The 6,000-nt window shown below is 56.8% G+C and carries 7 protein-coding genes and 1 pseudogene; 7 read left to right on the forward strand and 1 reads right to left on the reverse strand.

What is annotated here, in order from left to right; genetic code table 11:
* Positions 1-186 precede the first annotated feature (186 nt).
* The 6 genes from ACGLHR_RS06275 (at position 187) to ACGLHR_RS06300 (ending at position 5,229) form a co-directional block, all read left to right on the forward strand.
* A complete protein-coding gene (locus ACGLHR_RS06275; RefSeq protein WP_400092709.1) occupies positions 187-1,281 on the forward strand; it encodes a porin in 1,095 nt (364 codons plus the stop codon).
* Between the two features lie 243 nt (positions 1,282-1,524).
* The gene (locus ACGLHR_RS06280) at positions 1,525-1,866 is read left to right on the forward strand and encodes a CzcE family metal-binding protein (RefSeq protein WP_400092725.1); all 342 of its coding nucleotides are present in this window, start codon (positions 1,525-1,527) and stop codon (positions 1,864-1,866) included.
* 109 nt (positions 1,867-1,975) lie between these two features.
* Positions 1,976-2,254, forward strand: coding sequence for a hypothetical protein (locus ACGLHR_RS06285; RefSeq protein ID WP_400092710.1), 279 nt, complete (start codon positions 1,976-1,978; stop codon positions 2,252-2,254).
* A gap of 160 nt (positions 2,255-2,414) precedes the next feature.
* Positions 2,415-2,912 carry a YkgB family protein gene (locus ACGLHR_RS06290; protein ID WP_400092711.1) on the forward strand — a complete coding sequence of 166 codons (498 nt, stop codon included), beginning with the start codon at positions 2,415-2,417 and terminating at the stop codon, positions 2,910-2,912.
* Positions 2,913-3,553: 641 nt separating this feature from the next.
* On the forward strand, positions 3,554-3,994 hold the full coding sequence (locus ACGLHR_RS06295; RefSeq protein ID WP_400092712.1) for a hypothetical protein: 441 nt from the start codon (positions 3,554-3,556) through the stop codon (positions 3,992-3,994).
* Positions 3,995-4,644: 650 nt separating this feature from the next.
* Positions 4,645-5,229, forward strand: a complete 585-nt coding sequence (locus ACGLHR_RS06300; RefSeq protein ID WP_400092714.1) for a TMEM175 family protein — start codon at positions 4,645-4,647, stop codon at positions 5,227-5,229.
* A 70-nt stretch (positions 5,230-5,299) separates the two neighbouring features.
* Here ACGLHR_RS06300 and ACGLHR_RS06305 read toward each other — a convergent pair.
* Positions 5,300-5,550, reverse strand: a pseudogene (locus tag ACGLHR_RS06305) (ISNCY family transposase); the annotation flags it as partial.
* Positions 5,551-5,576: 26 nt separating this feature from the next.
* Between ACGLHR_RS06305 and ACGLHR_RS06310 the strand changes: the two are divergent.
* Positions 5,577-5,882, forward strand: a complete 306-nt coding sequence (locus ACGLHR_RS06310; RefSeq protein WP_400092716.1) for a DUF5372 family protein — start codon at positions 5,577-5,579, stop codon at positions 5,880-5,882.
* The last annotated feature ends 118 nt before the right edge of the window (positions 5,883-6,000 follow it).

Consider the following 6,000-nt stretch of genomic DNA (forward strand, 5'->3'; position numbering starts at 1 on the left):
GTTATTATTTTTCTCCGTCCGTTTGTGGCGAACAAGTGGAAATCAAGAGGGCCTGCATTGAAGCAGTTGAATCATTGCGGTGAATTTTTCTCAGCACTACCTCCACATGTTCATTTATATTTCGCGGGCTGAACGCAAGAGCCCGTGCGATGACGCGCGGAATTGAAATAACAAGGACATCAAGGAATGAATCACCGTCTAGCCTTCCTGGCGGCCATGTCACTATTGCCCGTGGCGGCGCAAGCCCAAAGCAGCGTTACCCTCTATGGCGTCGTGGACGACGGCATTGAATACATCAACCACCTGCCCAGGTCTGGGGGTGGCAGCGGCACGGCGGTGCGGATGTCAGCAGGTAACCAGTCGACTTCGCGCTGGGGACTCCGCGGCCGCGAAGATCTAGGCACTGGCCTTGCCGCCGTGTTTCAACTCGAAAACGGCTTCGATGCGGACACGGGGCTTGCCAACCAGGGTGGGCGCATGTTCGGTCGGCAAGCTTATGTGGGCTTGACCAACCGCTACGGCACGCTGAGTCTTGGCCGCCACCAGAACTTACTTTACGACTTTTCCACGCCGTTCGACCCGTTGTCCGTTTCCACGCGTTACTCGCTGCTCTCGCATGACCGCTGGATGTCGAGTCGTTCAGACAACTCCATTAAATTCACAGGCGAGACCGGCGCTATTTATTACGGGGTGCTCTACAGCACGGGCTATGACAGCACCGCTGGCGGAGAGATTCCGGGCGCTTCGAAAGCCGGTCGTGAGATGAGCGGTGCGGTTGGTTACACATCCGGCCCATTCACGTCGCGATTGGTCTACGACGAATTGCGAGGCAGCACGCTGGCCCTGGACAGGAATACCGAACGACGCGCGGCCATCAGCGGCATCTATACGATTGGTGCCGCCAAGGTCTACGCGGGTTACCGCTGGTACTACGGCAACTACCAGACGAGTGAACTTCGCACGAATCTCTATTGGCTCGGCCTCCAGTACCAGGCCACCCCAAATCTTTCGGTGACCGGGGCGGCGTACTACACCGATGTGCGCAATACGGCCGCCGATCCGTTCAGTTTCGTGCTTCAGACGTCCTATGCGTTCTCCAAACGCACCGATCTGTACACGTCACTTGGGTATGTCTGGAACCGACATGGTTCGAGCCTGGGCCTGGGTGGTTTCGGGCCATCGCTAACCCGCGCACCAAACACTCTGACGACCACCGCAGAGCAGACCGTGGCTGGCCAGAGCCAACTGGGTGCCGTGGTCGGGATTCGCCACCGATTCTGACAACACACTTGTCTGGCAAAGCCCGCCTCGGCGGGCTTTGCCTTTTTGGGGGCACAACACCGGCGCCAAGGAACGAAAGAGGAACCGCCTGATACTTTTGAGCAGCCTTTTGATTCGCTTAGGCCTCAACAAGCTCGCGCGCAGAACATACAGTACAGGTCACCAACAACCTCCTTTATGGAGTCAATGATGACCAGGCATTTTCGAGGTACCAAAAATCCTCTTGGCAACGCAGTACGTCTTATGGCGGTCACTGCGGTGGCTGCGGTAAGCGCAACGACCTTCGCTGCTCAAACGGTTGAACCAGCACGCCCGCAGACGTCCTCCGTCGCGCAGCTTTTCGGCGAACCTGCGTCTTCCGGCGATGGTGCGCGAACAGTTCGCATCACTCCGCAAACGCAGGCGGTCTCGGTACACGCGGGCGAAACCGTTCGCTTCGACTTCGGATCCACGTCCGCGGCCTGGACCTTCGCAGCCCGCCCGGGAAACACGGTTGTAGAACTCGCCAGCCTCCTCCCTGACATCCCTGCCGCCAAAGGTGTGTGGGTCCACCAGAACGGCTCAAACGCATTTGCCGGTCATTAAACATTTGGCCGGACGGCCGACCGCAATGGATTTGTTCTTCCCCAAGCATTGGCAGCGCGCAGCAAGTCATGCATGTGCGATGTCAAAACGATAGCACTCAACGTTCACCATGAAACTGCTCACCAAAACGATTGTTGTAAATACCATTGCCTTAGCGCTCGGCGCGGCGACGACCGTCGCACATGCAATGCAGGGCGACTACCCCTACGAAAAAAACGCCCGCATTTCAGGAGCCTGGGGCCCTCACGCATCTGCCGGACGCAGCATTACGGATAAGCGCGATCCGTATGTCGATGGTGCGCGGTCTGTTACTGATCCACGTAACCCGTTTACCGATGGTGCGCGGTCGGTACATGAGCCGCGCAGCCCGTTCACTGACGGTGCCTAGGACGAGGTGTCTTTGGGCAACGGCTCAATGCAAAGCAAATTCGGCGTGTCTTCTGCAGAAACTCCGGAAAGACAAATGGCAGCTTCGTCGGAGTGTATCGTTTGACATCAAAACGCATGCCGCCCTGGCGACGTGTCTAAATATATAGGAAATTTAAAAAATGGACTATATTCTTAACAAGCTATCGGTTATTCTTAAGAAGGATACTGATTACCATATTGTTCGGGCATCGATGGTAATTATGTTCTTCTTCTTTGGATACCAGAAGTGGTTCCAGTATGAAGCGGAAGTTCTGATTCCGTATATCAGCAACGGCCCCCTCATCTCGTGGATGTACCCTATCTTCGGGGTTCGCGGCGCGAGCTTTTTCCTCGGTGCCGCCGAATGGACGTTCTGCGCCCTGATCCTCGCTGGCTTTTGGAACAAGAAGCTTGGAATTCTTGGTGCGCTTGGGTCCGTGGGCACGTTCGTCGCAACCGTGACGATTATTCCCTTCATGCCTGACGGGTGGGCGGACTCAGCCGGGGGATTCCCTGCAATGGTTGGTCCAGTTGCATTTCTGATGAAGGATGTGGTCCTGCTTGCTGTATCGGTCTACCTCCTCAAGGAAGATGTCTACCGGCAACTGGCGCTCAGCCAAGCTCCGCGGCGTGCCTGATCGGCTCATGGCATCAATGAGCGGCGCCGATCCGCGTGGTGGCGTCGCTCGGGGGGCTGGTTACAGGTTGGTCTCAACACCTTGACCACATGTGGCTGGAACGCCTACTGGTCCAACTCACCAAGAACTGGCCCGCCTGCCGAGTCGAACGGACGGAGGGCGAACGCATGCATGCACGTCATGCGGCGGTGGGATCCTCGCGCAAGAGCGGGATTTTGGCTGATCTCGAAGCGTTGAAGAAGACACGGCACTACCGGAGTATCCCGCGGAATCGTCATCGCAGATGATCGAATCCGATGACTTCAGTTGCCCAGTGGCAAGGCCGTGCTGCCCTGGAGCACGCATCGAATCTTTGTGTCCTACGAGCGCTTGCGCAAGTCCCGCGGGGCTGCGCAAACGCACAGCGGAAGGTGTCATCGAGTTCCTGAGGCGTGGCAATCGCGAGTATGAGGCGCGGGTGGGCCGAGAAGCGGTCGCACTATTGCCCGAAGGGTGTCCCACGCATCGATTGGGATGCTACGGCACAGCACAGCTCATTTCCGTTACTTACTTCGCGAGCGGGGAAGGTATCGCCCCAGAAGGAAAAGAGGCGATCTTTACCACCGTAGTAGCAGCAACACGAGAACTTCCCGGATATCGGTATGAGTACTGCAGTACTTAAGGACGCGCTGTATGAACGAGCCTTGGAGCTTGTCCGGACGTACCGGGCAGCCTCGGTGGTCCTTGTCCAGCGGCATCTGCACCTCAGTTGGAAGGACGCGGAGTCCCTGCTGCAGCGCATGGCTCAGGAAACGATGAGCGTACGACGGACATCCAATGGTCTATTTATCTTCATCGAAAACCTGATAGGTGAGGAGTTGCAAACGCTCCACAGCTTTGCACAAGAAGTAGTCCTGGCACTGGCCGCGGGCGAGCTCGATGCAGGGCAGCTACGCAGAGCAGCCATTCGGTACGGCCTGGCCGAAGAAGTCGCTCCTTCAGACTGCACGACAAGCTCGGCGAAAGCGCTCCGTCCGTGCGGCTATCTGCGAGAATGTGTGCAGCCGACCTTGACTCCTGCGTCACATAAATACTCTGAATAGACCGTAACCGTGTGTCGGCCGTGCGGTGTCACAGGCGCGGTCCGGTCTGCGCTGCCGCCTCTTAGAACGTGTCGGCCGGTTTCCGCGTCTGTTATGTACGGTGAAAATGGCACTAAGGCATTGATTCCACGCTACAAACGACACTTTTTGCGTACATGTTTCGGAACAGGTTTTCGGTGTGTGTCGATGAGCGACTATACTCGTGTCGTCGAGTGGGGGATGCACGGGCACCCGTTAGTTCGATTTTCCGACGTGCTGGATAAATCGTCAGGCACTATCTTCGAAGAGAGGGCCAGACGCCTGACCAAAAAGTGTATGGTTTTGAAGGATTACTGCGGCTAGTCAATATGGTCGCACCCGCGCCAGAACAGGGCTGATCCAAAAGAGATGATGGAAATGATGGAGCGGCCAGGCAAGTCAGTGACACTTTGCAAAAGTGGGGCTCCGCCGATGACGGGTCAGCGCCGTGACCAAGCCGGAACAGTTGAGAGAATTCTCGGAAGGAGGATTCACCATTCGTCATCACACTGTTGCTCGCGGCACTGAAGTTAAAGAACTCGGCGAGCGTAGCTTCGTTCCAGCCGGCCGACGCAATTTCGCCTTCTTGGATTCCGCTCGAACGGAGTCTTGCTCACTCGATGGAGCGCGCAATGCGTGAAGAAAAAACGACCGCGGATCGGCTGACCGCATTTTCAGACTCGGTGTTCGCGGTGATCGCGACCCTAATGGTGTTGGAACTCAAGGCACCGGATAACTTGGCATTCTCGGCTCTCTGGCCTCTGTGGCCCTGGGCCATTAGTTATGCGGTGAGCTACCTGTTAATCGCCATTATCTGGATCAACCACCATCACCTCATGCGGTTCGTGAGTTCTCCGACACTCGGGTTGATATGGATTAACTTCATTCATCTGTTCATGGTCTCGTTCCTGCCCTTTGCGACTGCATGGGTTGCGCGCACCGGTCTCGCTTCGTCCCCTGTAGTACTTTACGCAGGTCTATTTGTATGCATCGAAATTGCCTATATCGTCTTTGAGAACCAAGTATTGGCAGCCCGTGTTAGCGCCACGCAGGCATCCGGAATCATTCGGCGGTTGGCGAGTCGCCGATCACTGATTGTTCTCGCGGGCTTTATTAGCGCCATGCTGGTTGCGCTCGTCGCACCGCGCCTCGGCTTCGGCCTTATATGCGGAGCACTGATCCTCCACGTGCGGCCAGATTCTTATGGCGGTAAATGATGCTTATGCCGGGACCGCTACTGACATGCTTCCCGGAACTCAGACGAATTCGACAAGTCCCCTTTGGTCTGCTCGTCGAGACCTTGCACCATTCGCGCCAGCAGAAGATCCGTTCCAGGTCCTCGTCGCCGCGGAGCGCGCGGTGCACATCGAAGTCGCTAGGCGGCACCTTGCCAAAGCGCGTATTAAAATCCGCGTTGTAGACCGGCGTAAGGCGTTGGCCGCCTCCATCGAGTTGCTCCCGCGCAGTCGCAGTCCCTACACCAGGCGGTCCTGCAGCGTGCCGTTCATCCGCTCGACACAGCCCTTCTCAAAAGCAGTCAACTACACGTGATCTGACCGGTGGGATGCAATCGTTCCGGGTTACTCATCCCTTCCATCCGCTCTTCGGGCGGGAATTCGCGCTGCTGGAATGGCGCAATGCGTGGGGCGAGGACCGCATCTATTTCTACGACGAAATGGGCAACCTCAGACGCATGCCGGCGGCCTGGACGAGCGCAGCGGCGCCAAACGTATTCGAGGTAACGTCGGCTGGACGATCGCATTTCCGGGTAGAGGACCTGTTGCAACTTGTCGCGCTGATTGCCCGACAGCGGGAGGCTAAGCGATCTGGAAGGCCGCAAGCGCGCAAGCGCAAGGTGTCAAGGGAATGATGCCGCTTGCGTAAAGATATTTATGCCATTCAGTATCCCGAGAATCTACCTATCCATGGGCGCCATGACCAATGACGCGGCTGATTAGTCAGCGACTGCGGGCATTCTCTACTTTTTT

The organism is Cupriavidus sp. CuC1 (assembly GCF_044627735.1).
GTDB classification, from domain to species: domain Bacteria; phylum Pseudomonadota; class Gammaproteobacteria; order Burkholderiales; family Burkholderiaceae; genus Cupriavidus; species Cupriavidus ulmosensis.